The organism is Streptomyces sp. NPDC043867, assembly GCF_056435845.1.
In genome coordinates this window covers 45,058-71,008 of record NZ_JBWKDS010000019.1, presented here as the reverse complement: position 1 = coordinate 71,008, position 25,951 = coordinate 45,058, and the positions used below count along the sequence as shown (strand labels likewise).

General features: G+C 72.4%; 21 protein-coding genes. 3 read left to right on the top strand and 18 right to left on the bottom strand.

The window, feature by feature from the left end; genetic code table 11:
* Positions 1–422: 422 nt before the first annotated feature.
* Both AC069T_RS20125 and rpe read right to left on the bottom strand, forming a co-directional pair.
* A complete protein-coding gene (locus AC069T_RS20125; protein WP_358852680.1) occupies positions 423–1,466 on the bottom strand; it encodes a sugar-binding transcriptional regulator in 1,044 nt (347 codons plus the stop codon).
* Positions 1,467–1,545: 79 nt separating this feature from the next.
* The gene (rpe, locus tag AC069T_RS20120; RefSeq protein WP_478784041.1) at positions 1,546–2,232 is read right to left on the bottom strand and encodes a ribulose-phosphate 3-epimerase; all 687 of its coding nucleotides are present in this window, start codon (positions 2,230–2,232) and stop codon (positions 1,546–1,548) included.
* Between the two features lie 155 nt (positions 2,233–2,387).
* Here rpe and AC069T_RS20115 point away from each other — a divergent pair, with 155 nt between their 5' ends.
* Positions 2,388–4,556, top strand: a complete 2,169-nt coding sequence (locus AC069T_RS20115) for an MMPL family transporter (RefSeq protein WP_478784040.1) — start codon at positions 2,388–2,390, stop codon at positions 4,554–4,556.
* A 34-nt stretch (positions 4,557–4,590) separates the two neighbouring features.
* Here AC069T_RS20115 and AC069T_RS20110 read toward each other — a convergent pair whose 3' ends face one another.
* Both AC069T_RS20110 and fmt read right to left on the bottom strand, forming a co-directional pair.
* On the bottom strand, positions 4,591–6,021 hold the full coding sequence (locus AC069T_RS20110; protein ID WP_478784039.1) for an RsmB/NOP family class I SAM-dependent RNA methyltransferase: 1,431 nt from the start codon (positions 6,019–6,021) through the stop codon (positions 4,591–4,593).
* Between the two features lie 98 nt (positions 6,022–6,119).
* Positions 6,120–7,052, bottom strand: a complete 933-nt coding sequence (gene fmt, locus AC069T_RS20105) for a methionyl-tRNA formyltransferase (protein ID WP_478784038.1) — start codon at positions 7,050–7,052, stop codon at positions 6,120–6,122.
* A 338-nt stretch (positions 7,053–7,390) separates the two neighbouring features.
* Between fmt and AC069T_RS20100 the strand changes: the two genes are divergently transcribed.
* Positions 7,391–7,951, top strand: coding sequence for a hypothetical protein (locus AC069T_RS20100; RefSeq protein ID WP_478784037.1), 561 nt, complete (start codon positions 7,391–7,393; stop codon positions 7,949–7,951).
* A gap of 459 nt (positions 7,952–8,410) precedes the next feature.
* Here the strand turns inward: AC069T_RS20100 and AC069T_RS20095 are convergent, their stop codons facing one another.
* The 14 genes from AC069T_RS20095 to pyrR all read right to left on the bottom strand — a co-directional run bounded on the left by AC069T_RS20095 (position 8,411) and on the right by pyrR (position 25,080).
* Positions 8,411–10,558 (bottom strand): primosomal protein N', encoded by a 2,148-nt coding sequence (locus AC069T_RS20095; RefSeq protein WP_478784036.1) that lies wholly within the window; start codon positions 10,556–10,558, stop codon positions 8,411–8,413.
* A 146-nt stretch (positions 10,559–10,704) separates the two neighbouring features.
* Positions 10,705–11,913, bottom strand: coding sequence for a methionine adenosyltransferase (gene metK / locus AC069T_RS20090; protein WP_355793032.1), 1,209 nt, complete (start codon positions 11,911–11,913; stop codon positions 10,705–10,707).
* 228 nt (positions 11,914–12,141) lie between these two features.
* A complete protein-coding gene (gene coaBC / locus AC069T_RS20085) occupies positions 12,142–13,356 on the bottom strand; it encodes a bifunctional phosphopantothenoylcysteine decarboxylase/phosphopantothenate--cysteine ligase CoaBC (RefSeq protein ID WP_478784035.1) in 1,215 nt (404 codons plus the stop codon).
* 148 nt (positions 13,357–13,504) lie between these two features.
* Complete coding sequence (rpoZ, locus tag AC069T_RS20080) at positions 13,505–13,777, bottom strand: DNA-directed RNA polymerase subunit omega (protein WP_019059732.1); 273 nt, start codon at positions 13,775–13,777, stop codon at positions 13,505–13,507.
* A gap of 38 nt (positions 13,778–13,815) precedes the next feature.
* Entirely contained in the window at positions 13,816–14,373 is a 558-nt protein-coding gene (gmk, locus tag AC069T_RS20075) for a guanylate kinase (RefSeq protein WP_478784034.1), read from the bottom strand.
* A 38-nt stretch (positions 14,374–14,411) separates the two neighbouring features.
* Entirely contained in the window at positions 14,412–14,735 is a 324-nt protein-coding gene (locus tag AC069T_RS20070; RefSeq protein WP_010988268.1) for an integration host factor, read from the bottom strand.
* Between the two features lie 277 nt (positions 14,736–15,012).
* Complete coding sequence (pyrF, locus tag AC069T_RS20065) at positions 15,013–15,855, bottom strand: orotidine-5'-phosphate decarboxylase (RefSeq protein ID WP_478784033.1); 843 nt, start codon at positions 15,853–15,855, stop codon at positions 15,013–15,015.
* Complete coding sequence (locus tag AC069T_RS20060) at positions 15,852–16,958, bottom strand: quinone-dependent dihydroorotate dehydrogenase (protein WP_478784032.1); 1,107 nt, start codon at positions 16,956–16,958, stop codon at positions 15,852–15,854. Before AC069T_RS20060 ends, pyrF begins: the two co-directional genes overlap by 4 nt.
* Before the next feature lie 55 nt (positions 16,959–17,013).
* Entirely contained in the window at positions 17,014–20,322 is a 3,309-nt protein-coding gene (carB, locus tag AC069T_RS20055; protein WP_478784031.1) for a carbamoyl-phosphate synthase large subunit, read from the bottom strand.
* A complete protein-coding gene (gene carA / locus AC069T_RS20050; RefSeq protein ID WP_478784030.1) occupies positions 20,315–21,457 on the bottom strand; it encodes a glutamine-hydrolyzing carbamoyl-phosphate synthase small subunit in 1,143 nt (380 codons plus the stop codon). The genes carB and carA overlap by 8 nt, the downstream gene beginning before the upstream one ends.
* Complete coding sequence (locus AC069T_RS20045; RefSeq protein ID WP_478784029.1) at positions 21,454–22,083, bottom strand: PH-like domain-containing protein; 630 nt, start codon at positions 22,081–22,083, stop codon at positions 21,454–21,456. Before AC069T_RS20045 ends, carA begins: the two co-directional genes overlap by 4 nt.
* Positions 22,080–23,366, bottom strand: a complete 1,287-nt coding sequence (locus AC069T_RS20040) for a dihydroorotase (RefSeq protein ID WP_478784028.1) — start codon at positions 23,364–23,366, stop codon at positions 22,080–22,082. Before AC069T_RS20040 ends, AC069T_RS20045 begins: the two co-directional genes overlap by 4 nt.
* Positions 23,367–23,370: 4 nt before the next feature.
* Positions 23,371–24,405 carry an aspartate carbamoyltransferase catalytic subunit gene (locus AC069T_RS20035; RefSeq protein WP_478784027.1) on the bottom strand — a complete coding sequence of 345 codons (1,035 nt, stop codon included), beginning with the start codon at positions 24,403–24,405 and terminating at the stop codon, positions 23,371–23,373.
* An 84-nt stretch (positions 24,406–24,489) separates the two neighbouring features.
* On the bottom strand, positions 24,490–25,080 hold the full coding sequence (gene pyrR / locus AC069T_RS20030; protein WP_478784026.1) for a bifunctional pyr operon transcriptional regulator/uracil phosphoribosyltransferase PyrR: 591 nt from the start codon (positions 25,078–25,080) through the stop codon (positions 24,490–24,492).
* 244 nt (positions 25,081–25,324) lie between these two features.
* Between pyrR and bldD the strand changes: the two genes are divergently transcribed.
* Positions 25,325–25,825, top strand: a complete 501-nt coding sequence (bldD, locus tag AC069T_RS20025; protein ID WP_067366005.1) for a transcriptional regulator BldD — start codon at positions 25,325–25,327, stop codon at positions 25,823–25,825.
* The last annotated feature ends 126 nt before the right edge of the window (positions 25,826–25,951 follow it).

Here is a 25,951-nt window from a genome sequence, read left to right as displayed (position 1 = left end):
GCCGGGGCAGCGCCGGGAGGGTGCGCGCCCGTCCCACGTCGGCGGAGGTGCCCAGGGGCACGACTGGAGGGTGCGCGCCCGTCCCACGTCGGCGGAGGTGCCCAGGGGCACGACTGGAGGGTGCGCGCCCGTCCCACGCCGCGGGAACGGCCCGGCCGGGCAGCTCAGGAGGGGCGACCCGGTCGCCGCGGGAGCGGTGGCCCTGATGCCGGCCTGAGCGGCCGCCCCGGCTCACTGCCTGAACGAGGACCTCGTCACCGTCGGCGCGGCCTCCCGTGACCGCCGGAGCAAGCGTCCACGTCAAACCCGAGCGGCCTCCCCGTGAACACTGGAGCGGCCTCCCCGTCACCGCCTGGGAGGCCGCCTCACCGCCGGGGCGGCCGCCTCACCGCCCAGACGGCCGCCCCGTCACCGCCGCCCGCTCAGGGCCCGTCCGGGTCCGCCCGGTTGAGGGCGGGACGCGGCGTCGGACCCGCCGTCATCAGGTAGTCCGCGGCCGACGTGTCCGTCACCAGGCTGGTGACGAGACCGGAACGCAGCACCGCGTCGATCGCGGCGGCCTTGCGCTGCCCGCCCGCGATCGCGACGACCTCGGGGATACGGCGCAACTGGTCCGCCTTGACGGTGATGCACCGCTCGCCGAGGTCCCGGCCGACCCGGCGCCCCTCCGCGTCGAAGAGGTGCGCGGACATCTCGGCGGCGACGCCGAGGGACGCGTAGTGCCCGCGTTCCTCGTCGCTGAGCATGTCGTGCACCGTTGAGATGCCGGGCTCCCAGGAGCCGATGGAGACGCAGGCGACCGTGACCTTGTCGAAGTACTCGAAGGCGCGGGCGAGCCCGGTCTGGTTGCGCAGCGCGGCCGCGGTGGCCGCGTCGGGCAGCAGCATCGGCGCGTAGATGGGGTGGGCGTCCCCGCCTGACACCTGCGCGGCCCGCCGCACCGCCTCCACCGACCCGCGCTCGGCGGTCCCGGCGTCGTACACCCCCGTCAGCTGCACCACCGTGCACGGAGGCAGCCGGGAGAGTTCGGCCGCCATGTGGATGGTGGAGCGGCCCCACGCCAGGCCGAGGATGTCGCCCTCGTTGACCAGCTCGGCGAGCAGGTCCGCGGCGACCTCCCCGAGGTTCTCGGGGTCGGGCGACTCCTCCGCGTCGGCGGGGGACTCGACCACGACGGCGTGCCTGAGGCCGTAGCGGGCGCGCAGCGCGTCGGAGCGCTCCGCGTCCAGCTCGGCCGGGACGCGGATCTCGATCCTCACGAGATCCCGTTCGAGAGCGGTCTCCAGGACCCGGGCCACCTTGAAGCGGCTGACGCCGAACTCCTCGGCGATCTGGATCTTGGATTTGCCCTCGAGGTAGAAGCGGCGGGCCATGGCCGCCGCCTGGACCAGCTCAGCGGGCCCCATCCGCATGGCTGACCGGCCCGCCGACATACCCGACACGGCGATCTCCTCACTGCTGTTCACACTCTGGATTCGCCGTTCATCCTTGCAGATCCGGCGCACTTGATCCGCCCCGATGGGACGGCGTTCACGTTCCCTTGGTTCAGTGGTCGCACGCCCAGGAGGCACCGGCGGTCGCCGCCGCCGCCTGCGTGCGCAGTGCACGTACCGCCTCGGCCGGGTCGGACGCCCCGTAGACCGCCGATCCGGCGACGAAGACATCGGCGCCGGCCTCGGCGCACCGCTCGATGGTGGTGGCCGAGACGCCGCCGTCCACCTGAAGCCACAGCTCCAGGCCGTGCTTGCTGATCAACTCGCGGGTGCGGCGGATCTTCGGCAGCATGATGTCGAGGAACGACTGGCCGCCGAATCCCGGTTCGACGGTCATGATCAGCAGCATGTCGAGCTCGGGGAGCAGATCCTCGTACGGCTCGATCGGCGTCGCGGGCTTGAGCGCCATGGAGGCCCGGGCGCCCTTCGCCCGGATCTCGCGGGCGAGCCGCACCGGCGCGGCGGCCGCCTCCACGTGGAAGGTGACCGAACCGGCTCCCGCTTCCACGTACTGCGGCGCCCACCGATCGACGTCCTCGATCATCAGATGGCAGTCCAGCGGCGTGTCCGTCGCCCGGGCCAGGGACTCTACGACCGGCACACCAAGCGTGAGGTTCGGTACGAAATGGTTGTCCATGACGTCGACGTGGAGCCAGTCGGCTCCTTCCACCGCCTTTGCCTCCTGGGCAAGGCGGGCGAAGTCGGCGGACAGGATGCTGGGGTTGATCTGCACGGCCATGCCCCAAGACTGCCATGCCCGGCGCCGGTTGCTCCCCCCGGTCCGGACCTGGACCGGTCCGCGGAGGTTCGGGGCCGTCGCGCCGATGTCGCGCCATGGCCGGACATGCGGTGCGGGGCGGCCCGCCGGCCCGGGACACGACTGCGAGGGTGGCCATGACGGCGGGGAAGGAACGTCGGGTGCGGCAGGGAGTCGTCGGGTTCGTGTGCGGACGGCGCAGCAAGTGGCTGATCGTCGGACTGTGGCTGGTGCTGCTCGTGGTGGCGGCGCCGCTCGCGACGAAACTGACCGGCGCCCAGGACAACGACGCGGCGTCCTGGCTGCCCGGCGCCGCCGAGTCCACCCAGGTCCTGGACGCCTCGGAGGGCTTCAGGCCCGAGCAGATCCCCGCCGTCGTCGTGTACGCGCGCGACGGCGGCCTCACCGCACAGGACAAGCAGCGGATCACCGAGGACGTCCGCGAGATCAAGGCGCTCACCGCCCACGGCGTGCGCGGCGCCGAGACCCGCGGCCCCCTCTACAACGACCGGGCGGCGCCCGCCGCCGCCGAGATCTTCGTGCCGATCACCATGGACGAGAAGGGATGGGAGCGCATCGCGCCGGCCGTCGACTCGATCCGGGCCGAGGCCGGCGAGGGCGGCGACGGGCTGGCCGTGCACATCACCGGGCCCGGCGGCACCTCCGCCGACTTCTCCGCGGCCTTCGAGGGCATCGACTCGACCCTGCTGTTCTCCGCGATGGCGGTCGTGATCGTGATGCTGCTGCTCACCTACCGCAGCCTCACGCTGATCTTCGTCCCGCTGATCGCCGTGGTCGTCGCGCTGTTCACCTCCCAGGCGCTGATCTACCTGCTGGCCGAGCACGCCGGTCTCACCGTGAACGGGCAGAGCGCCGGAATCCTCACGGTCCTCGTCTTCGGCGCGGGCACGGACTACGCGCTGCTGCTGGTCGCCCGCTACCGGGAGGAGCTGCGCCGCCACGAGGACCGCCACGAGGCGATGGCCCTGGCCCTGAACCGGGCGGGCCCGGCCGTGCTCGCCTCGGGTGCCACGGTCGTCCTCGGCATGCTGGTGCTGCTGGCCGCCGAGATGAACTCGACGCGCGGTCTCGGCCCGGTGGCCGCGACCGGCGTCGCCGTCGCCCTCCTCGCCATGATCACGCTCTTCCCCGCCCTGCTGCTGGTCTTCGGCCGCTGGGTCTTCTGGCCGTCCGTCCCGCACTTCGGCTCCCCCGACCCGACGTCGCACGGCGTCTGGGCCCGCATGGGCCGCCGTATCTCCCGCGGTCCGCGCGCCGTCTGGGCCGGCACGGCCCTCGCGCTCGCCGTGCTCTCCCTCGGTCTGCTGCAGCTCCGCGCCGAGGGCATCGGCAACGCGGACGCCTTCACCGGAAAACCGGACTCGATCGCCGGTCAGGAGGTGTCCGCGCGGTACTTCCCGGCAGGCAGCGGCGATCCGCTGGTGATCGTGGTGGACGAAACCAGGAACGCCGAGGTGCGCGGTGCGGTCGCGCGCACCGAGGGGGTGGTGCCCGGCAGCATCACCGTGCCCGCCGGGACCACGGCGTCGCACGACGGCAGGGTCCTCTTCGAGGCGACCATGTCCGCCCCGGCCGACAGCGAGGCGGCGAAACACACGGTCGAACGGGTACGGGACGCCGTGCACGCAGTGCCGGACGCCGACGCGCAGGTGGGAGGCGGGACCGCGGCCCTGCTCGACATGGACGCGGCCACGACCCGCGACAACCTGGTGATCATCCCGGCGGTCCTGCTGGTCGTCCTGCTGATCCTGATGCTGCTGCTGCGCGCGGTGGTCGCGCCCCTGCTGCTGATCGGGACGGTCGTACTGTCCTTCGCGGCGGCGCTGGGCGCCAGCGCGCTCGCCTTCCGCCACCTCTTCGACTACGCGGGCGAGTCGACGGACTTCCCGCTGTTCGTCTTCGTCTTCCTGGTGGCTCTGGGCATCGACTACAACATCTTCCTGAGCACCCGCATCCGGGAGGAGGCGGCCCGCCTGGGCACCCGCGCGGGCGTCGTGACCGGACTCGCAGCGACCGGCGCGGTCATCACCTCGGCGGGCCTGGTCCTCGCGGGCACGTTCGCCGCGCTCGGCACCCTGCCGATGGTCGCCTTCGCCGAGATCGGCTTCGCGGTCGCCCTGGGCGTCCTGCTGGACACCTTCATCGTCCGCTCGGTCCTGGTGACGTCCCTGTTCCTGGACGTCGGGCCGAAGGTGTGGTGGCCGCACCGCCTGGCCGGGGAGGACGCGGGGCACCCTCCGACGACGCCGGCTCCCGGGGAACCGGCGTCACGACCGGACGGCTGACCGCACGGGAAGGGCACGGGAACGGAGCCGCCGGTCACGCCGTCCGGCGGATCAGGGCCAGATACATGGCGTCCGTCCCGTGCAGATGCGGCCACAGCTGTACGTCGGGGCCGTCGCCGAGCGCCGGCACGTCAGGCAGGAGCGGGCGGGCGTCGAGCAGCTCGGCGGAGCCGTCGTAGTGCTTGAGCACGTCGTCGACGACCGCGCGGGTCTCGGCGAGGTGCGGCGAGCAGGTCGCGTAGCCGACGACGCCACCGATCCGCACGGAGTCGAGCGCCGTGCGCAGCAGCCCCCGCTGGAGCGGCGCGAAGCCCTCCAGGTCCGCGGGGCGGCGCCGCCAGCGGGCCTCGGGACGGCGGCGCAGGGCACCGAGCCCCGTACAGGGCACGTCCATCAGTACGCGGTCGAAGGTGCCGGGGCGCCACGGCGGGCGGGTGCCGTCGGCCGTGACGACCTGATACGGCCCGGGGTTGCCGGCGAGTGCCCTGGCGACGAGCCCGGCCCGGTGCGGCTGCTTCTCGGCGGCGAGCAGCACCGCCCCGCGCTGGGCGGCGAGCCCGGCGAGCATGGCCGCCTTGCCGCCGGGACCGGCGCAGCCGTCGAGCCACTTCTCGTCGGGCCCGTCGAGCGGCGCGTTCGCCAGGGCGAGTGCCACCAGCTGGCTGCCCTCGTCCTGGACGCCGGCCCGCCCCTCGCGCACGGCGTCGATGGCCCCGGGCTCGCCGCCCTCGGTGAGCCGCACGGCGTACGGCGACCAGCGGCCCGGCAGCGCGTTCTCCTCGCCGAGCGCGCCGAGGAGTTCACCGGCGCTGGAGCGGCCGGGCCGGGCGACGAGGGTCACCTCGGGCCGCTCGTTGTCGGCCTCCAGCAGATCCTCGATGCCTGCGCGGCCGCCCCCGAGGGCGTCCCACAGGGCGGAGACGATCCAGCGGGGATGCGAGTGCACCACCGCGAGGTGGGCCTCCGCGTCGTCGTCGTAGGGCGGCGCGACCCGCTCCAGCCAGGCGTCGAGATCGTCCTGGGCGATCTTGCGCAGCACGGCGTTGACGAACTTCGCCCGCCCGTCGCCGAGCACGACCCGGGCCAGCTCCACGGAGGCGGAGACGGCGGCGTGCGACGGGATCCGGGTGCCGAGCAGCTGGTGGGCGCCGAGGCTGAGCACGTCGAGGACCGGGGGGTCGACCTCGCGCAGCGGCCGGTCGATACAGGCCGCGATGACGGCGTCGTACGTGCCCTGCCGGCGCAGCGTCCCGTACACCAGCTCGGTCGCCAGCGCCGCGTCCCGCCCGTCGAAGCCGCCCTTCTCCCGGGCCTTGCGCAGCAGCGGCGGCAGGACGAGGTTCGCGTACGCGTCCCGCTCGTCCACCGCGCGCAGCGCCTCGAAGGCGAGGATGCGCACGGGGTCCTTCTGAGGACGACGGTAGGGCTTGCCCGGCCTGCTCGGCCGACGGGACTGCTCACTCACGGGAAAGGTGCTCCGGATCCGGGAAAAGGTGCGCCTCTCAGCGTACGCCGCACGAGGCACCGGGACTCCGGCCGCCTCCCCCGGCCGGCTTCCTCGCGTCAGGAACCGAGCCGCTCCCCGGAGGGAATGCGGACCCCGCGGGCCCAGTCCGCGGCGCGCATCGGCTTCTTGCCCTGCGCCTGGACCCAGAGCAGTTCGACGGCGTACGAGCCGGTGCCGACGTGCACGTTGTTCTTGCCCACGGCGAGCTCACCGGGGGCCAGGTCCGTGCGCTCGGGGGCCGGCGCCACCTGGATCAGCTTGAGGCGCTCGCCGCGGAACAGAGTCCACGCGCCGGGTGCGGGAGTGCAGCCCCGGACGACCCGGTCGACGCGCAGAGCCGGTGCGGACCAGTCGACGTGCGCGTTCTCGACGGTGATCTTCGGGGCCACGGTGACGCCGTCGGCGGGCTGCGGTACGGCCTTGAGGGCGCCGTCCTCGATCCCGTCCATGGTCGCGGCGAGCAGCCCGGACCCGGCGAAGGCGAGCCGCGTGAGCAGGTCCCCGCTGGTGTCGGTGGGGCGGATCTCCTCGGTGACGGTGCCGTAGACGGGTCCGGAGTCCAGCCCCTCCTCGATCAGGAAGGTGGACGCGCCGGTGATCTCGTCACCCGCCATGATGGCGTGCTGCACGGGGGCGGCACCCCGCCAGGCCGGCAGCAGCGAGAAGTGCAGGTTGACCCAGCCGTGTGCCGGGATGTCCAGCGCGACCCGGGGCAGCAGCGCGCCGTACGCCACCACGGGGCAGCAGTCGGGCGCGATCTCCCTGAGGCGTGCCAGGAACTCCTCGTCCCGCGGCTTCGCCGGCTTGAGCACCTCGATGCCGGCGTCCGCCGCGCGCTCGGCGACGGGGCTCGCGACGAGCCTGCGGCCCCGCCCGGCCGGCGCGTCGGGCCGCGTCACGACGGCGGCGACCTCGTGCCGCCCGGAGGCGAGCAGAGCGTCCAGGGCGGGAACGGCGACCTCGGGGGTACCTGCGAAGACGAGCTTCATGGGTGGCGGCTGGCCTCTCGGGCGGAAGTTCGGAACGGCCCGCACGTTGCCGGCGGAGCGGTGCGGGGCGGGGCGGCGCACCAGTCTATGAGCCCGGCCGCCACCGGGTGCGGCGAACCCCCGTCCGCCGGTCGCACGGCCCCGCGGGGCGGCTGGCACCGGAGGCGGTACCCCCGCCCCAGGGGGCGTGCGTCGCGGTGCGCGCCCCGTGCATATGCCCCTACGCCCCTACAGCGTGACCACTCACCCCGTAACGCGTTGTCAAGAGAGAGTTGACCCCAGGGGCCGCGGTCGTGGCCCTCTTCCTTTTCTGCTCCGCCGGTTCGAGAGGCTTGTTCATGGCCGACCACGCAACCCACGACGCCCAGGCTCGGGCCAGCCTGCACTTGCTGGTGCGGGACATCGAGCGGGTCCGCCGGCAGGTGGACGCACTGCGCACGCTCACCGCCCAGCTGGGCAACGTCTACCGTCCGCGCCGCTCCGGCCCGTCCACGGGCTTCGTCGTCTACGGACGCGCCCCCGCACCGACCGTCCGGCTCGCCCAGGAGCTGCGGGACAGCGTCGAGACGCTGGTGACGGCCGCCGTGGACTTCGACCGCTCGCTGGGCTTCTCGTGGGACGCGGTGGGCTCCGCGCTCGGCGTCACCAAGCAGGCGGTGCACCGGCGGTACGGCGCCCGGCGCGCCGCGGCCCAGGCAGCGGCGGAGGCCGAGCGCGCCACCGAGCCGTCGACCGCCCGCACGGTCGCCGTGACCACCGGCATCCCCTCCGTGCCCACGGTGCCCACGGTGCCCACGGTGCCCGCGGCCCGCTCGATGCCGACCCAGCCGACGGCGGGCAGCTCCACCCTCCGCGAAGAGGTCAGGCCGACGGCCTTCCCGAGCCCGCGCAACGGCTGACCCGCCGCCTCCCGGCAGCCCCACCCCGGGAGGCATCGCCGCCTTCGGACACCGTGCCCGGACGGAGCGCCGGACCCCGGGAGCACCGGCCCCCCTCCCGCTCACTGCGGGACTGTCGACCCCTCACGGATTCCTGAGTGGCCGACACACTCCGCACCAACGACCTGGCGGGTACCTGCCCTCCGGTCGTGCGACGGCTGCCCGTCACCCCTCCCCCGCGACGCCCCGGCCGCTGTCGGTCGGCAGCGGCGCGGCGGCCGACGCTCGCCACTGCGGTTGACGCCTGCGTCCGCGGCCAGCCCCGGCGGTCGGCGTCGCGTCCCGCAGACGGCCTCGGCGTCTACGCCGCTCAGCCGTCGGCGTAGACACACACAACGGCACCGGCGCCCACAGACCGCGTCGGCCTCGGCGTCGGCACCCCCGGACGGCGCCGCACGGCGTCGGCGTCGGCGTCGGCGTTCAGCCGATGTCCAGCGGGTCGATCCGAATGCGTACGGGCTCGCTGCCGCCACGAGCCATCCGTGCCGCCTGCGCGGTCTTCAGCGCGGTGGCCAGCGCCGCACCACTGCCCGGGGGGACCCGGATCAGCACCCGCTCCCAGTGCTCGCCGGGAGGCGGCCCCCCGACCCGCCGCGGACGCCCCGCCTGGGTGAAGGGCACCGGAACGGGCCCCAGTACCTCTGCGTCACCGGGGAGCCGCACGCCGGCGAGGAAGCCGGCCAGGCCCTCGGCCGTCCCGGAGACCGCGGCCATCCGGGACACGGGCGGAAAGCCGAGCTCGGCCCGCTCGGAGAGTTCACGTACCGCGTGCCCCACGGGGTCCCACCGGACGAGTGCCTGCACGGGCCGCAGCGTCGGCTCGGCGACGACGACCACCGTCCCGCCGTCCCCCTGGGGCCTGACGAGTGCCGCCGCTCCTGTCCACCGTCGCAGGGCGTCCTCACCGGCCCGCAGGTCGGGCCGGCCGAGCATGGCCCACCCGTCGAGCAGCAGCGCGGCCGCGTACCCGCCCTCGGCGACGGGCTCCGCGCCGGGCGTGCTCACCACGAGCGCGGGCGCCCCGGACACCGTGTCGAGGACCTGCTCCCGCCCCGACGTCCGGACCGGCACGGCCGGAAACGCCCGCCCCAGCTCCTCGGCCGTCCGCCGCGCCCCCACCACCTGAGCCCGCAGCCGGAACCCCCCGCACTCGGGACAGTGCCAGGCGGCCTCGTCCCGGCCGCACCACCCGCACCGCAGGGCCGCGGCCTCCTGAGCCTCCAGCGGCCCGGCACAGTGCCGGCACCGCGCGGGCGCCCGGCACTGCGCGCAGGCCATCCGCGGCACGTACCCGCGGCGCGGCACCTGCACGAGGACGGGGCCGTGCCGCAGCCCCTCGCGGGCGATCTGCCAGGCGAGGGTGGGCAGCCGTGCGGCCCGCGCGGCCTCGTCGCGGGCGAGGTCCCCGTCCCCCACCGTGCGCACGAGGGGCGCGCTCGCCCGTACCTGGTCCCGCTCGGCGGCCAGCGGCAGCGCCCAGCCGCTCTCGACGAGCTGCGCGGCCTCCACCGTGCAGCTCCAACTCCCCAGCAGGAAGCCGCACTTGTCCCGGGCGGCCCGCAGCTCCAGCACCTCCCGCACATGCGGGAAGGGCGCGTTGTCGTCGCTGTGCGCCGCATCGCCGTCGTCCCAGACGACCACGAGCCCGAGATCCCGTACGGGCGCGAACATGGCGGCCCGGGTCCCCACCACGGCGCGCACCGCCCCCCGCCGGACGGCGAGCCACTCCCGGTACCGCCGCTCCTGGCCGGCGTCGGCGGTCAGCACCGCGTGCTGCCCCTCCCCCAGCAGGGCGGTCAGCGCCGCGTCCACCCGCGCGGCGGGCCGCCCGGCCGGTACGACGACCAGGGCCCCGCGTCCGGAGGCGAGCGTGGCCCGCACCGCCCGCGCGATCTCGTCGGCCCACTGCGGCCCGGGCAGCGCGGTCCACACGGCGCGCGGTGCCCCGCCCGCGGCGAGGGCACCGAGGAACTCCGCGCCCCGCACGTACCGCGTCCAGGTCCCCGGGTCCGGGGCGGCCGGCGGGGGCGGCGGCTCGGGCAGCACGGCCGCCTCCGCGCGGGCGTGCCGGGGCGGCACCGCCAGCTGCAGCACGTCCGCGAGACTGCCCGCGTACCGGTCGGCGACGGCCCGGGCGAGGCCGAGCAGGTCGGGCCCGAGCACCGGCTCCGGCGACACCACCTGGGCCAGCGCGGCGAGCGGGCCCGAGTAGTCCGACTCGGCGACCCGCTCGACGAGGAACCCGTCGATCAGACTGCCGCCCTCGCGCCGCCCGCCGCGCACCTGGCGTCCCCCGGCGCCGAACCGGACCCGCACCCGCACCCCGGGCCGGGCGATCTCGTCCAGCTCCTTCGGCACGGCATAGTCGAAGTACCGGTCCAGGTGCAGCACGCCCTTGTCGACGACGACGCGTGCGACGGGAAGCTCCTTCGCCAGGGCGGCCCCCCGCCAGGTCCGCGGCTTCGCCTTCGGCACCTCGGCCTTGCGCACGGCTTCCCGGACCAGCGCAAGCTGCTCGGGCGGCGCTCCGTCCGCCGCCCCGTCCGCCCGCCCGTTCTCGCTGCTCACGCCTGCATTCCTACCAGACCCCACCGACACCGCCGCCCGTCCCGGACACCCCCGGCCCGTCCGGCGCCGCGCCCGGCCCGCGCCCGCGACACACGAAGGCCCGGCCTCCCGAAGGAAGCCGGGCCTCGCGACCGTGAGGGTGCGGGCTACAGCCCCGCCGCCTTCCGCAGCGCGTCCACCCGGTCCGTGCGCTCCCACGTGAAGTCGGGCAGCTCGCGGCCGAAGTGGCCGTACGCGGCGGTCTGGGAGTAGATCGGGCGCAGCAGGTCGAGGTCGCGGATGATGGCCGCCGGGCGGAGGTCGAAGACCTCGGTGATGGCGGTCTCGATGCGCTCGGCGTCGACCTTGGCGGTGCCGAAGGTCTCGACGAAGAGGCCGACGGGCTCGGCCTTGCCGATGGCGTAGGCGACCTGGACCTCGCAGCGGGTGGCCAGACCCGCGGCGACCACGTTCTTCGCGACCCAGCGCATCGCGTACGCGGCGGAACGGTCGACCTTGGACGGGTCCTTGCCGGAGAAGGCGCCGCCGCCGTGGCGGGCCATGCCGCCGTACGTGTCGATGATGATCTTTCGGCCGGTGAGGCCGGCGTCACCCATCGGGCCGCCGATCTCGAAACGGCCGGTCGGGTTCACCAGGAGGCGGTAGCCCTCGGTGTCCAGCTTGATGCCGTCGTCCAGGAGTGCCTTGAGCTCCGGCTCCACGACGAACTCGCGGATGTCGGGGGCCAGGAGCGAGTCCAGGTCGATGTCGGAGGCGTGCTGGGAGGAGACGACGACGGTGTCCAGGCGGACCGCCTTGTCGCCGTCGTACTCGATGGTGACCTGGGTCTTGCCGTCGGGGCGGAGGTAGGGGATCGTCCCGTTCTTCCGCACCTCGGACAGCCGCCGGGAGAGGCGGTGCGCGAGGTGGATGGGGAGCGGCATCAGGTTCGGCGTCTCGTCGGTCGCGTAACCGAACATCAGGCCCTGGTCGCCCGCGCCCTGCCGGTCCAGCTCGTCGTCGTCGCCCTCGACCCGGTTCTCGTACGCCGTGTCGACGCCCTGCGCGATGTCGGGGGACTGCGAGCCGATGGACACGGAGACGCCGCAGGACGCGCCGTCGAAGCCCTTCTTGGAGGAGTCGTAACCGATCTCGAGGATCTTGTCGCGGACCAGCTGGGCGATCGGCGCGTACGCCTTGGTCGTGACCTCGCCGGCCACGTGCACCAGGCCGGTCGTGATCAGCGTCTCCACGGCGACCCGGGACGTCGGGTCCTCGCGCAGAAGCGCATCGAGAATGGTGTCGCTGATCTGGTCAGCGATCTTGTCGGGGTGACCCTCGGTGACGGACTCCGAGGTGAACAGGCGACGGGACACAACGCTCCCTGTGGTTGCAGCGGCTGCTGGCTGATCATTGTTGGACGGGACGGGGGCTGCGCCCGGCGTCGTCCGAGAACAGTTTATCGGTCGCGCTCGTCCGCGGGCCCACCCGTCTCGCCTCTCGGGAGCGCTGTGACCTGCGGCACGGGCATTCTGCCCAATGTGGATCGCTCTCCGCCAGGGTCGCCACGCCGAATTCGGGGTGGCGTGCGATACCGGAGGGAGCTATTGAGACAGCGGGCCGAACCGTTCGGCCACCAGGTCCCACACGGTATCGGCCAGGGCCTCCTTGGGCCCGTGGGGCACCGGGGTCTCACTGCCGTCCGCGCCGAGCACCACGGCCTCGTTCTCCTCGGAGCCGAAGGTCTTGCGCTCCCCCACCTCGTTCACCACGAGGAGGTCGCAGCCCTTGCGCTCCAGTTTCCTGCGGCCGTTGGCGAGGACGTCGTCCGTCTCGGCCGCGAAGCCCACGACCACCTGGCCGGCACGGGCGCGGTCGGCGGAGATCTCGGCGAGGACGTCCGGATTGCGGACCAGGACGACCGGTTCGGGCTCCTGTCCGTCCTTCTTCTTGATCTTCCCGGCCGCGTAGGCCGCCGGGCGGAAGTCGGCCACCGCCGCGGCCATCACCACGACGTCGGCGTCGGCGGCCGCCTTCAGCACGGCCTCGCGCAGCTGCACGGCGGTCCCCACCTGGACGACGTCCACTCCCGCGGGGTCCGGCAGCCCGGTGTTCGCGGAGACGAGCGTCACCCTGGCGCCGCGCGCCGCCGCGGTGCGGGCGAGGGCGTACCCCTGCTTGCCGGAGGAGCGGTTGCCGAGGAAGCGGACGGGGTCGAGCGGCTCGCGTGTGCCGCCCGCGCTGACGACGACGTGCCGGCCGGCGAGGTCGGGCCGAGGCACGCCGCGGGCGAGGACCCTTCGGCAGATCTCGAAGATCTCGGCCGGGTCGGGCAGCCGGCCCTTGCCGGTGTCGACGCCGGTCAGGCGGCCGACGGCCGGCTCGATCACGACGGCCCCGCGGCGGCGCAGCGTGGCGACGTTCTCCTGGGTGGCCGGGTGCTCCCACATCTCGGTGTGCATGGCGGGCGCGAGGACGACCGGACAGCGGGCGGTCAGCAGGGTGTTCGTGAGGAGGTCGTCGGCGAGACCGTGGGCGGCCCTGGCGAGCATGTCGGCCGTCGCGGGTGCCACGACCACCAGGTCGGCGTCCTGTCCGATGCGGACGTGCGGGACCTCGTGGACGTCGGACCAGACCTCGGTCGAGACGGGGTGGCCGGAGAGCGCGGACCAGGTGGCGGCGCCGACGAAGTGCAGGGCGGACGCGGTCGGCACGACCCGCACGTCGTGGCCCGACTCCGTCAGCCTGCGCAGCAGCTCGCAGGCCTTGTAGGCGGCGATGCCGCCGCTGACGCCCAGAACGACCTTCGGCTTGCCCACCAGGGTCTCCCCGCACTCGGAAAACGTTCGACGCACTCGGAGGAGTACGACTCCATGCTGCATCACCGCGCGGGGACGGCTGAGGCGCCCCCGACACACCTCAGGCCCGGCAGTCGCGCTGCCGGGCCTGGGATGAGCGAACGGACGGTCAGGTCGCGGGGCCCTCGACGGCCTCGGACGTGAGGAGACCCGCGTTGATCTCGCGCAGGGCGATCGAGAGCGGCTTCTCGTGGACGTGGGTGTCCACGAGGGGACCGACGTACTCGAGGAGACCCTCGCCGAGCTGCGAGTAGTAAGCGTTGATCTGACGGGCGCGCTTGGCGGCGTAGATCACCAGGCTGTACTTCGAGTCGGTGGCCTCGAGGAGCTCGTCGATCGGAGGGTTGATGATGCCCTCGGGAGCGGTGATGGAAGAGGACACGCTCTGCCTTCCGAAAGGTGGGATGAGATCAGTGAAGATCACACAACGTTCATCAAGGCTAGCAGCTCGCGCGCCACGTCCTCGACGGAGGTGTTGACCAGGGTGACGTCGAACTCGGACTCGGCCGCCAGTTCGACCTTCGCCGCGGCCAGGCGGCGCTCGATCACCTCGGGCGGTTCGGTGCCGCGTCCGGTGAGCCTGCGCACCAGCTCCTCCCAGGAGGGCGGGGCCAGGAACACCAGCTGGGCGTCCGGCATGGACTCGCGGACCTGTCGGGCTCCCTGGAGGTCGATCTCCAGGAGCACCGCCTCGCCCGCCTCCAGCCTCTCCAGCACGGCGGCCCGCGGAGTGCCGTAGCGGTTGCCGGCGAACTCGGCCCACTCGAGCAGCTCGCCGTTGGCGATCAGCTTGTCCATCTCGTCGTCGGTGACGAAGAAGTAGTGGACCCCGTGCTTCTCACCGGGGCGGGGCTTGCGGGTCGTCGCCGACACCGAGAGCCAGACTCCGGGGTGTGCCTTGCGCATATGAGCGACGACCGTGCTCTTGCCGACCCCGGAGGGGCCGGAGAGCACGGTCAGCCGCGAACGTTCACTCATGCAGCGATTATCCAGGTTCTCAGGAGTGCCTGAGAACGTCAGCCGGCGGTGCTGCCGAACTCGCGCTCCAGGGAGGCGATCTGGTTGGAGCCGAGACCCCGCACTCGGCGGCTCTCGGAGATGCCGAGCCGCTCCATGATCTGCTTGGCGCGGACCTTGCCCACGCCCGGCAGGGACTCCAGGAGAGCGGAGACCTTCATCTTGCCGATGACATCGTTCTCCTGTCCCTGCTTGATGACCTCGTGAAGCGAGGCGCCGGAGTGCTTGAGTCGATTCTTGACCTCGGCCCGCTCCCGGCGAGCCGCGGCGGCCTTTTCGAGCGCGGCTGCGCGCTGTTCAGGGGTAAGGGGCGGAAGAGCCACGCCTACGTCACCTCGGATGTCAACTGTCGGATACGGACCGGTGAGGAACCTAGTGCCCCACACCTGGGGAGTTATGGGCAACACGCTCGCCCGGTCTCCCCCGCCTGCCTTTGTGGATGCGGGAGGAGCTCCCACTCGACGGAGACTAGCGGGCAAGTCCGCCGGAGTCAGCGAGAACAGCGGAAAAGTCCTGGTCAGCCTCCGTCGAGCCCGGCATTCCCGACATTACGCCCCGGATTTGAGGATGTATTCAGACGCGGGGCCCTCGCCGAGCCGCTCAGACGGTTGCCACGGCCGCCCTGATCTCCTCGGCGAAGCGCTCCGCGGACCCCCGCAGGGCGCTCACATCGGGACCGTGCCGCAGCACACCCCGGCTCACGTTCGGCACGACCTGACGCACGGCCGCGCCGAAGACGCCCGGGAGATCGGCCGGCGTGGCCCCCTGAGCGCCGATGCCGGGCGCGAGGAGCGGGCCGTTGATGTCCAGGTCGTACGAGGACAGATCGCCGAGCGTGGCACCCACGACCGCCCCGAAGGACCCCAGGGGCGTCTCTCCCGCGTTCTCGGCGGCGAGGTGGGCCAGCATGGTCGCCCCGACGTCCCGGCCGTCGGTACGGACCGCGTGCTGCACCTCGCCGCCCTCCGGGTTGGAGGTGAGCGCCAGGACGAACAGCCCGGCACCGTTCTCGCGCGCCAGCTCCACGGCCGGCGCCAGCGAGCCGTAGCCGAGGTACGGGGACACGGTGAGGGCGTCGGAGAAGAGCGGGGCGTCCTTGCGCAGGAACGTCTCCGCGTACGCGGCCATGGTCGAGCCGATGTCGCCGCGTTTGGCGTCCATCACGACCAGGGCACCGGCGGCTCGCGCCTCCTCGACCGACTTCTCCAGGACGGCGACGCCGCGCGACCCGAAGCGCTCGAAGAACGCGCTCTGCGGCTTGAGGACGGCGACCCGGTCGGCCAGCGCCTCCACGACGGTGCGGCTGAAGCGCTCCAGGCCCGCGACGTCGTCGTTCAGGCCCCAGTCGGCGAGCAGCGAGACGTGCGGGTCGATACCGACGCACAGGGGGCCACGGTCGTCCATGGCCCGGCGCAGACGTGCGCCGAAGGGCTCCAGGGTCATGCGGACTTCCTCACGTCGGCGCCGACGGCGTCGGCGAGGGTGGCGTACGGGCTCGTCCGCAGCCGCGCGGCGAGACCCTTGTGGACGGCGCGCCCCCAGAAGGGGCCCTCGTAGATGAAGGCGCTGTACCCCTGGACCAGGGTGGCGCCGGCCAGGATGCGCTCCCAGGCGTCCTCGGCGCTCTCGATGCCGCCGACGCCCACCAGGGTGATCCGGTCGCCCACGCGCGCGTAGAGGCGGCGCAGCACCTCCAGGGAGCGTGCCTTCAGCGGGGCGCCGGACAGTCCGCCGCTCTCCTCGACGAGGGAGGGGACGGACCGCAGGCCGAGTCCCTCGCGCGCGATGGTGGTGTTCGTGGCGATGATGCCGTCCAGGCCGAGTTCGACGGCGAGGTCGGCGACGGCGTCGACGTCCTCGTCCGCCAGGTCCGGCGCGATCTTGACCAGGAGCGGCACGCGGCGGTCGGTGACCGTCCGGTCGGCGGCCTCGCGGACGGCGCTCAGCAACGGGCGCAGCGCCTCGGTGGCCTGGAGGTTGCGCAGGCCGGGCGTGTTCGGCGAGGAGACGTTGACGACCAGGTAGTCGGCGTGCCGGGCGAGCCGCTCGGCCGACTTCACGTAGTCGCCGACGGCCTCGGCCTCGGGGACGGCCTTGGTCTTGCCGATGTTGACGCCCACGACGGTCCGGAAGACGGGCGTACGGCCGGCCAGTCGCTCGGCGACGGCCGCCGAGCCGTCGTTGTTGAACCCCATGCGGTTGATGAGGGCCCGGTCCGGCACGAGCCGGAACAGGCGCTTGCGCGGATTGCCGGGCTGCGGTTCGCCGGTGACCGTGCCGATCTCGACGTGGTCGAAGCCGAGCATCGACATGCCGTCGACGGCTACCGCGTTCTTGTCGAAGCCGGCGGCGAGCCCGAAGGGGCCCTGCATGCGCAGGCCGAACGCCTCGGTGCGCAGTTCCTCGTACCGCGGGGCGAGCGCGGCGGCGACGAAGGTCCGCAGCACGGGCACGCGGACGGCGAGACGGATCCAGCGGAAGGCCAGGTGGTGCGCCTGCTCCGGGTCCATCCGCCGGAAAACCAGACGGAAGAAGAGTTTGTACATGTGTCAGTGTCCTCATGAAGAGGGGGACACCGTTTCCGGTGTCCCCCTCGGGCTGCTAGTCGCGGGCCGCGATCAGATGCTCGGCGTGTTCCTGGAGTGAGCGCACGCCCACGTCGCCGCGGTTGAGCGCGTCGATGCCCTGGACGGCGGCGGCGAGCGCCTGGACCGTCGTCAGGCACGGGACGGACCGTGCCACGGCCGCCGTACGGATCTCGTAGCCGTCGAGGCGGCCGCCGGTGCCGTACGGGGTGTTGACGATGAGGTCGACCTGGCCGTCGTGGATGAGCTGGACGATGGTCTTCTCGCCGTTCGGGCCCTCGCCCTCGCTCTGCTTGCGCACGACGGTGGCGTTGAGGCCGTTGCGCTTGAGCACCTCGGCCGTGCCGGACGTGGCGAGCAGTTCGAAGCCGTGGGCGACGAGTTCACGCGCCGGGAAGATCATCGAGCGCTTGTCGCGGTTGGCCACCGAGATGAAGGCGCGGCCCCCGGTGGGCAGCGGCCCGTACGCGCCGGCCTGGGACTTGGCGTACGCGGTGCCGAACACCGAGTCGATGCCCATGACCTCGCCGGTGGAGCGCATCTCCGGGCCGAGGACGGTGTCCACGCCCCGGCCGTGGATGTCGCGGAAGCGCGACCACGGCATGACGGCCTCCTTGACGGAGATCGGCGCGTCGAGCGGCAGGGTGCCGCCGTCGCCGTTCGCGGGCAGCAGTCCCTCCGCGCGCAGTTCGGCCACGGTCGCGCCGAGCGAGATGCGGGCGGCGGCCTTGGCCAGCGGCACGGCGGTCGCCTTCGAGGTGAAGGGGACCGTGCGGGAGGCGCGCGGGTTGGCTTCGAGGACGTAGAGGATGTCCCCGGCCATGGCGAACTGGATGTTGATCAGTCCGCGGACGCCGACGCCCTTGGCGATGGCCTCGGTGGAGGCGCGCAGCCGCTTGATGTCGAAGCCGCCGAGGGTGATCGGGGGCAGGGCGCACGCCGAGTCGCCGGAGTGGATGCCGGCCTCCTCGATGTGCTCCATGACGCCGCCGAGGTAGAGCTCCTCGCCGTCGTACAGGGCGTCGACGTCGATCTCGATGGCGTCGTCGAGGAAGCGGTCGACGAGGACCGGCCGGGAGGGGCTGATCTCGGTGGACTCGGCGATGTACGACTCGAGGCGCGTCTCGTCGTACACGATCTCCATGCCGCGTCCGCCGAGGACGTACGACGGCCGGACGAGGACCGGGTAGCCGATCTCGTCGGCGATGGCCTTGGCGCCCGCGAAGGTGGTGGCGGTGCCGTGCTTGGGGGCCGGGAGGCCGGCCTCCGCGAGGACGCGGCCGAAGGCGCCGCGGTCCTCGGCGGCGTGGATCGCCTCGGGCGAGGTGCCGACGACCGGTACGCCGTTGTCCTTGAGCGCCTGCGCGAGGCCGAGCGGGGTCTGGCCGCCGAGCTGCACCACCACACCGGCGATCGGGCCCGCGAGGGACTCCGCGTGGACGATCTCCAGCACGTCCTCGAGCGTCAGCGGCTCGAAGTACAGGCGGTCGGAGGTGTCGTAGTCGGTGGAGACGGTCTCGGGGTTGCAGTTGACCATCACGGTCTCGTAGCCGGCCTCGCTGAGGGCGAAGGAGGCGTGGACGCAGGAGTAGTCGAACTCGATGCCCTGGCCGATGCGGTTGGGCCCGGAGCCGAGGATGACGACCGCGGGCTTCTCGCGGGGCGCGACCTCGGTCTCCTCGTCGTAGGAGGAGTAGAAGTACGGCGTCTTCGCGGCGAACTCGGCGGCGCAGGTGTCGACCGTCTTGTAGACCGGGCGGACGCCGAGGGCGTGCCGGACCTCGCGGACGACGTCCTCGCGCAGGCCGCGGATCTCGGCGATCTGCACGTCGGAGAAGCCATGGCGCTTGGCCTCGGCCAGCAGGTCCTGGTCGAGGCGGTCGGCGGTGGCCAGCTCGTCCGCGATCTCCTTGATCAGGAACATCTGGTCCACGAACCACGGGTCGATCTTCGTCGCGTCGAAGACCTCCTCCTGGGTGGCTCCGGCGCGGATGGCCTGCATGACGGTGTTGATGCGCCCGTCGGTCGGCCGGACGGCCTCTTCGAGGAGCTGCTCCTTGTCGCCGGGCTCGCCCACGAACGTGAACTGCGAGCCCTTCTTCTCCAGGGAGCGCAGCGCCTTCTGCAGGGCCTCGGTGAAGTTGCGGCCGATGGCCATGGCCTCACCGACGGACTTCATGGTGGTCGTGAGGGTCGAGTCCGCCGAGGGGAACTTCTCGAAGGCGAACCGGGGCGCCTTGACGACGACGTAGTCGAGCGTCGGCTCGAAGGACGCCGGCGTCTTCTCCGTGATGTCGTTCGGGATCTCGTCGAGGGTGTAGCCGACGGCCAGCTTGGCGGCGATCTTGGCGATCGGGAAGCCGGTGGCCTTGGAGGCGAGGGCCGAGGAGCGCGACACGCGCGGGTTCATCTCGATGACGATGATGCGGCCGTCCTCGGGGTTGACCGCGAACTGGATGTTGCAGCCGCCGGTGTCGACGCCGACCTCGCGGATGATCGCGATGCCGATGTCGCGCAGCCGCTGGTACTCGCGGTCGGTCAGCGTCATCGAGGGCGCGACGGTGATCGAGTCACCGGTGTGGACGCCCATCGGGTCGAAGTTCTCGATGGAGCAGACGACCACGACGTTGTCGTTCTTGTCGCGCATCAGCTCCAGCTCGTACTCCTTCCAGCCGAGGATGGACTCCTCCAGGAGCACCTCGGTGGTCGGGGAGAGCGTGAGGCCCTGGCCGGCGATGCGGCGCAGCTCCTCCTCGTCGTGGGCGAAGCCGGAGCCGGCGCCGCCCATGGTGAAGGAGGGCCGCACGACGACGGGGTAGCCGCCGAGCGTCTCGACGCCCTTCAGCACGTCGTCCATGGAGTGGCAGATGACGGAGCGGGCGGACTCGCCGTGCCCGATCTTCTCGCGGACGGCCTCGACGACGTCCTTGAAGAGGTCGCGGTCCTCGCCCTTGTTGATCGCCTCGACGTTGGCGCCGATCAGCTCGACCCCGTACTTCTCCAGCACACCCTGCTCGTGCATGGAGATCGCGGTGTTGAGGGCGGTCTGGCCGCCGAGCGTCGGCAGCAGCGCGTCGGGGCGCTCCTTGGCGATGATCTTCTCGACGAACTCGGGGGTGATCGGCTCGACGTAGGTCGCGTCGGCGATCTCCGGGTCGGTCATGATCGTCGCCGGGTTGGAGTTCACCAGGATGACGCGCAGGCCCTCGGCCTTGAGCACGCGGCACGCCTGGGTGCCGGAGTAGTCGAACTCGGCGGCCTGGCCGATGACGATCGGGCCGGAGCCGATGACCAGGACGGACTGGATATCGGTGCGCTTAGGCACGCTGGCCCTCCATCAGGGATACGAAGCGGTCGAACAGGTAGGCGGCATCGTGGGGGCCCGCTGCCGCTTCGGGGTGGTACTGGACGCTGAAGGCCGGCTGGTCGAGGAGCTGGAGTCCCTCGACGACCTGGTCGTTCAGGCAGACGTGGGAGACCTCGGCGCGGCCGAAGGGGGTCTCGGAGACCCGGTCGAGCGGGGCGTCGACGGCGAAGCCGTGGTTGTGCGCGGTGACCTCGACCTTGCCCGTCGTACGGTCCTGCACGGGCTGGTTGATGCCGCGGTGGCCGTACTTCAGCTTGTAGGTGCCGAAGCCGAGGGCGCGGCCGAGGATCTGGTTGCCGAAGCAGATGCCGAAGAGCGGCGTCCTCCGGCTGAGGACCTCGCGCATCAGCGCGACGGGCTGGTCGGCCTTCTCGGGATCGCCGGGGCCGTTGGAGAAGAACACCCCGTCGGGGTTGACGGCGTACAGCTCCTCGGCGGTCGCGGTGGCCGGCAGCACGTGCACCTCGATGCCGCGCTCGGCCATGCGGTGGGGGGTCATGCCCTTGATGCCGAGGTCCACGGCGGCGACGGTGAACTTCTTCTCGCCGACGGCGGGGACGACGTACGTCTCCTTGGTGGCGACCTCCTCGAAGAGGCTGGCGCCCTTCATTTCCGGGGCCCTGCGGACCTCGGTGATCATCGTGCCCTCGTCGGGCAGCGTGTCGCCGGAGAAGATGCCGACGCGCATGGCGCCGCGCTCACGCAGGTGCCGGGTGAGCGCGCGGGTGTCGATCCCGCTGATGCCGACGACGCCCTGGGCGCGCAGCTCGTCGTCGAGGGTCCGCCGGGAGCGCCAGCTGGAGGGCACGCGCGCGGGGTCGCGCACCACGTATCCGGCGACCCAGATCCGCCTGGACTCGGGGTCCTCGTCGTTGACGCCGGTGTTGCCGACGTGCGGGGCCGTCATGACGACGACCTGGCGGTGGTACGACGGGTCGGTGAGGGTCTCCTGGTAGCCGGTCATGCCGGTGGAGAACACCGCTTCGCCGAAGGTCTCCCCCACGGCCCCGTAGGCACGGCCGCGGAAGATCCGGCCGTCCTCCAGGACGAGTACGGCGGAAACCCTTCCGGTCTCCCTTGTGGAGGTCGTCATCGTGCGCCTTCCGTGTCGCTGCTCTTGTTGATCATTCGGTTCAGGGTCTCGACCCACTCGTGGTGCTCGGCCGCGCGGTCCGACCGGAATCCGGAGTCGATCAGTCTGTCGCCGTGCGCCCAGGTGACGACGAGCAGACCGCCCTCGGTGAGGACCTTGCCCGCGATGCCCTTGTCCAGCCGGGCCTCGCGCAGTGCTCCCACCGGGACGAAGAAGTCGGTGGCTCCGGGCCGTACGACGTCCAGTCCCGCGTCCGTCAGCGTGAGCTCGGCCCGGCTGCGGGTGCCCAGGCCGTGCGCCACGATGCGGTCGAGCCACTGCCCGGCGGTGGTGGAGCCGTGGTAGCGGCCGCTCATGCTCAGTCTCGCCGGACCCGGTCCTTCCGGCATTCCAGGCAGCGGCGGCCCGCCGTCTCCGTCCGGGGTGGTGGCGGGCGACGGGCGGGCGGGCAGCTCCGGCAGGTCGCCCTGGAGAGTGCCGCGCCACTTCCAGCCCTCGCGCATCAGCCAGTAGAGGAGCGCGACGAAGAGGGCGAGGCCGACGAGCCAGCCGATGCGGGCGGCCCAGTCGGTCACCTCCGCCGACTTCTGTCCGGCGGCGAGGTACGTCAGTTGCAGAGATGTCACGCGAGCTTCCCGTCGACGAGCGTGGCCCGGCCCCGCAGCCACGTGTGCGTGACACGGCCCGGCAGCTCGCGGCCCTCGTACGGAGTGTTGCGGCTGCGCGAGGCGAAGCCCGCGGGGTCCACGGCCCCACGGTATTCCGTGTCGACGAGGGTGAGGTTGGCGGGCTCACCTGCCGAGACGGGACGCCCGTGTCCGGTGGCCCGGCCGATCACGGCGGGCTTGACGGACATGCGGTCGGCGACGCCGGCCCAGTCGAGCAGGCCGGTCTCCACCATCGTCTGCTGGACGACGGAGAGCGCGGTCTCCAGGCCCACCATGCCCATGGCGGCGGCGGCCCACTCGCAGTCCTTGTCCTCGTGCGGGTGCGGGGCGTGGTCGGTGGCGACGATGTCGATGGTGCCGTCGGCGAGCGCCTCGCGCAGCGCCAGCACGTCACGTTCGGTGCGCAGCGGCGGGTTCACCTTGAAGACCGGGTTGTACGTGCGCGCCAGTTCGTCGGTGAGGAGGAGGTGGTGCGGGGTGACCTCGGCGGTGACGTCGATGCCGCGGGACTTGGCCCAGCGCACGATCTCGACGGAGCCTGCGGTCGACAGGTGGCAGATGTGGACGCGGGAGCCGACGTGCTCGGCGAGCAGGACGTCCCGGGCGATGATCGACTCCTCGGCGACCGCGGGCCAGCCGCCGAGCCCGAGCTCGGCGGAGACGGCGCCCTCGTTCATCTGGGCGCCCTCGGTCAGCCGCGGCTCCTGGGCGTGCTGGGCGACGACCCCGCCGAAGGCCTTCACGTACTCCAGGGCCCGGCGCATGATCACCGCGTCGTCGACGCACTTGCCGTCGTCGGAGAAGACGGTGACGCCGGCCGCGGACTCGTGCATCGCGCCCAGCTCGGCGAGCTTCTTGCCCTCCAGGCCGACGGTGACGGCGCCGATGGGCTGCACGTCGCAGTAGCCGCCCTCCTGGCCGAGCCGGTAGACCTGCTCGACGACGCCTGCGGTGTCGGCGACCGGGAAGGTGTTGGCCATGGCGAACACGGAGGTGTAGCCGCCGCTCGCCGCGGCCCGGGTACCGGTCAGGACGGTCTCGGAGTCCTCCCGGCCCGGCTCGCGCAGATGGGTGTGCAGGTCGACGAGGCCCGGCAGCAGCACGCGGCCGTCGGCCTCGACGACCTCGGCGCCCTCGGCGCTCAGACCGGTGCCGACCTCGGCGATGGTCTCGCCGTCGATGAGGACGTCCTGCGGCTCGCCGCCGAGCACCTTCGCACCGCGGATAAGGATCTTGCTCATGGTCTTACTTCTCCTCGTCCGCGGAAAGGGTGTGCGCGGAGCGCTCGCTGGAAGGGTGGGGGTGGGAGACGGGCGGGCGGGTGTGGGTGACGGCGGGCTCGTTGCCGCCCAGCAGGAGGTACAGGACCGCCATGCGGACGGACACGCCGTTCGTCACCTGCTCGATCGCCGTGCAGCGGTCGGAGTCGGCGACCGCGGCGGTGATCTCCATGCCGCGGACCATCGGGCCGGGGTGCATGACGATGGCGTGCTCCGGCATCTTCGCCATGCGGTCGCCGTCGAGGCCGTAGCGACGCGAGTACTCGCGCTCGGTCGGGAAGAACGCGGCGTTCATCCGCTCGCGCTGGACGCGCAGCATCATCACCGCGTCGGACTTGGACAGCGTGCTGTCGAGGTCGTAGGAGACCGCGCAGGGCCACGCCTCGACGCCGATGGGGAGCAGCGTCGGCGGTGCGACGAGGGTGACCTCGGCGCCCAGGGTGTGCAGCAGGTCGACGTTGGAGCGGGCGACCCGGCTGTGCAGGATGTCGCCGACCAGCGTGATGCGCCTGCCCGCCAGGTCCTTGCCGAGCCCGGCGTCGCGGCCGACGAGCCGGCGCCGCATGGTGAACGCGTCGAGCAGGGCCTGCGTGGGGTGCTGGTGGGTGCCGTCGCCCGCGTTGATGACCACGGCGTCGATCCAGCCGGAGGTGGCGAGGCGGTAGGGGGCGCCGGAGGCGCCGTGCCGGATGACGACGGCGTCGACGCCCATCGCCTCCAGGGTCTGGGCGGTGTCCTTGAGGGACTCGCCCTTGGAGACGCTCGATCCCTTGGCGGTGAAGTTGATGACGTCCGCCGAGAGCCGCTTCTCGGCCGCTTCGAAGGAGATCCGGGTACGGGTCGAGTCCTCGAAGAAGAGGTTGACGACGGTGCGGCCGCGCAGGGTCGGCAGCTTCTTGATCGGCCGGTCGGCGACCCGGGCCATTTCCTCGGCGGTGTCGAGGATGAGCACGGCGTCGTCGCGGGTGAGGTCGGCGGCCGAGATGAGATGACGCTGCATCTGTCAGGCTCCGTAGGGCAGTTCAGGCGTATTCGGGCATACGGGCGCGCAGCGGCGCACTCGGGGACGTGCGTCCGAGTGGGGCTACTGCTCGCCGGCCGGGGAGGTCCGCTTCGCGCCGAGCAGCACGGTGTCGCGACCGTCCTCCTCGGCGAGCTGGACCTTGACCGTCTCCCGCAACGACGTGGGGAGGTTCTTGCCGACGTAGTCGGCACGGATGGGCAGTTCGCGGTGGCCGCGGTCGACGAGGACGGCGAGCTGCACGGCGCGCGGTCGCCCGATGTCGTTCAGGCCGTCGAGGGCGGCGCGGATCGTGCGGCCCGAGAAGAGCACGTCGTCGACGAGGACGACCAGCCGGCCGTCGATGCCGTCACCGGGGATCTCGGTGCGGGCGAGCGCACGCGGCGGGTGCATGCGCAGGTCGTCGCGGTACATGGTGATGTCGAGGGAGCCGACCGGGATGGTGCGGCCGGTGATCTCCGCGAGCTTGTCGCCCAGTCTGCGGGCCAGGAAGACGCCCCGGGTCGGAATGCCGAGGAGCACCACGTCGTCGGCGCCCTTGGCGCGCTCGACGATCTCGTGGGCGATGCGGGTCAGCACCCGCGCGATGTCGGGGCCTTCGAGAACGGGCCGCGCATCGGACTCGTACTGCTGCTTGTCCTGCTCTGAGTCCATAGGAAACGGACCTCCTTCTCCGCCTCACGGGACGGATCATTAAAGGACGTCGGATTTGCGCCACCCACGTTAGCAGCAAGGCAACGCGCCTGATCACCCCCTCGGAATCACCCGGACGGCGGCTGCGGGCGGGGGCGGGGGCGGACCGTTCGGCTTGACGGGGAAGAGTAACGCTGCGTAACCTCACAGTGAGTCACCAGCCGCGCGGCGGAGCCGCACGTTGATACAGCGTCCGGGGAGCTATATGTCCAGCGAATACGCCAAACAGCTCGGGGCCAAGCTCCGCGCCATCCGCACCCAGCAGGGCCTTTCCCTCCACGGCGTCGAGGAGAAGTCCCAGGGCCGCTGGAAGGCGGTCGTGGTCGGTTCGTACGAGCGCGGCGACCGCGCCGTCACCGTACAGCGCCTCGCCGAGCTGGCGGACTTCTACGGGGTCCCCGTGCAGGAGCTGCTGCCGGGCACCACGCCGGGCGGGGCCGCCGAGCCGCCGCCGAAGCTCGTCCTGGACCTGGAGCGCCTGGCGCACGTCCCGGCCGAGAAGGCGGGCCCCCTGCAGAGGTACGCGGCCACGATCCAGTCCCAGCGCGGCGACTACAACGGCAAGGTGCTGTCGATCCGCCAGGACGACCTGCGCACACTCGCCGTCATCTACGACCAGTCGCCCTCGGTCCTCACCGAGCAGCTGATCAGCTGGGGCGTCCTGGACGCGGACGCGCGCCGCGCGGTTTCCCACGACGAAGGCTGATCCCTTCCCGCGCTTGAGAAGAAACGTGGGGGCAGGGGGGGGGGGGGGGAGGGGGCGTGGCGCCCCCCCGCGGCGTTTTTCCCTTCGGCGTCACCACAAGAGAAGAAAGGAAGGGAGACAGAACCA

What these genes read in the sequence shown, in the direction of transcription:
- AC069T_RS20060 (WP_478784032.1), bottom strand. Translation starts at nt 16,958, where the DNA reads ATGTACAAACTCTTCTTCCGTCTGGTTTTCCGGCGGATGGACCCGGAG.
- AC069T_RS20100 (WP_478784037.1), top strand. Translation starts at nt 7,391, where the DNA reads ATGGCCGACCACGCAACCCACGACGCCCAGGCTCGGGCCAGCCTGCAC.
- rpe (WP_478784041.1), bottom strand. Translation starts at nt 2,232, where the DNA reads ATGGCCGTGCAGATCAACCCCAGCATCCTGTCCGCCGACTTCGCCCGC.
- AC069T_RS20115 (WP_478784040.1), top strand. Translation starts at nt 2,388, where the DNA reads ATGACGGCGGGGAAGGAACGTCGGGTGCGGCAGGGAGTCGTCGGGTTC.
- AC069T_RS20040 (WP_478784028.1), bottom strand. Translation starts at nt 23,366, where the DNA reads ATGAGCAAGATCCTTATCCGCGGTGCGAAGGTGCTCGGCGGCGAGCCG.
- fmt (WP_478784038.1), bottom strand. Translation starts at nt 7,052, where the DNA reads ATGAAGCTCGTCTTCGCAGGTACCCCCGAGGTCGCCGTTCCCGCCCTG.
- bldD (WP_067366005.1), top strand. Translation starts at nt 25,325, where the DNA reads ATGTCCAGCGAATACGCCAAACAGCTCGGGGCCAAGCTCCGCGCCATC.
- AC069T_RS20035 (WP_478784027.1), bottom strand. Translation starts at nt 24,405, where the DNA reads ATGCAGCGTCATCTCATCTCGGCCGCCGACCTCACCCGCGACGACGCC.
- gmk (WP_478784034.1), bottom strand. Translation starts at nt 14,373, where the DNA reads ATGAGTGAACGTTCGCGGCTGACCGTGCTCTCCGGCCCCTCCGGGGTC.
- pyrF (WP_478784033.1), bottom strand. Translation starts at nt 15,855, where the DNA reads ATGACCCTGGAGCCCTTCGGCGCACGTCTGCGCCGGGCCATGGACGAC.
- carA (WP_478784030.1), bottom strand. Translation starts at nt 21,457, where the DNA reads ATGACGACCTCCACAAGGGAGACCGGAAGGGTTTCCGCCGTACTCGTC.
- pyrR (WP_478784026.1), bottom strand. Translation starts at nt 25,080, where the DNA reads ATGGACTCAGAGCAGGACAAGCAGCAGTACGAGTCCGATGCGCGGCCC.